Annotated in this window: 2 protein-coding genes; both read right to left on the reverse strand. The window is 76.2% G+C overall.

All coding sequences use genetic code 11. The features are described from left to right. Nucleotides 1–589, reverse strand: a 589-nt coding sequence (locus ACFQ36_RS22985) for a GNAT family N-acetyltransferase (protein ID WP_377017911.1), incomplete at its 3' end; no start/stop codon positions are given. 60 nt (nt 590–649) lie between these two features. Continuing rightward, on the reverse strand, nt 650–944 hold a 295-nt coding region (locus ACFQ36_RS22990; RefSeq protein WP_377017913.1), incomplete at its 5' end, for a LysE/ArgO family amino acid transporter.

Raw genomic sequence — 944 nt, forward strand, 5'->3', positions numbered from 1 at the left:
GGCGGCGGCCCCGGCGCTCCACCGGCTCGAAGCCTGCCCGCAGGAACATCCCGAGCGTGCCGTGGTACAGCCCGGCGGGCGGCATCCGGTCCCCGCCCGGGTCCACCGGGTAGCCTTCCAGGACGCGGGCGCCATGCCCCCGCGCGTACCCCGCGGCGGCCTCCAGCAGCCGGCCGGTCAGGTTCCGTCCGCGGGCCCGGGCCGTGACGTAGAAGCAGGCCACGGACCAGGCGTCCCCGGCCTGCTCTTCCCCCTCGGGCGGCCGGGCGATCGGGGACCGCAGCAGCCGGGCATGGCAGGCGCGCGGCGCCACCGAGACCCAGCCCAGCGGCACGCCGCCGGCCACCGCCACCAGGCCGAAGGGCTCCCCGTCCCGGACCCGGCCGTGGACAAAGGCCTTGCGTTCCTCCGCGCCCGCGGCGTCATAGGCCTTGGCGGAGAGCCGGAACCAGGAGCACCAGCAGCCGCCCTGCAGCCCGCCCGGGCCCAGCAGTTCCTCGAACAGCGGCCAGGTCGCCGCCGTAATTTCGACAAGGTCAATTGCGGCCATGTCGGCCTCGGCCGCGCCCTGCCCGTCCGTGTCCGGCACCGGTCCACCTTCCCTTCGGCCGCCCCACGGGTAGAGGTTAGGCCCTGCCGCCGTCCCCGGCTAGGGACCCAGCGCGAGCCGGAGGCCCAGGGCGGCCATGACGAGGGCGATCAGCCCGTCGAGGATCCGCCAGGCGCCGGGCCGGGCAAAGACCGGCCGCAGCAGCCGGGCCCCGAAGCCCAGCGCACAGAACCAGAGGATGCTGGCGAGCATGGCGCCGGCCCCGACGCACCAGCGCCCGCCGCCCTGGCTGTTCGCCACCGCGCCGAGCAGCAGCACGGTGTCCAGGTATACGTGCGGGTTCAGCCAGGTCAGCGCCAGCACCGTGCCCGCCGCGGCCGCGGCACCGGCCTTC

It is taken from the genome of Arthrobacter sp. GCM10027362, from assembly GCF_042679445.1.
In the GTDB taxonomy this organism is placed as follows: domain Bacteria; phylum Actinomycetota; class Actinomycetes; order Actinomycetales; family Micrococcaceae; genus Crystallibacter.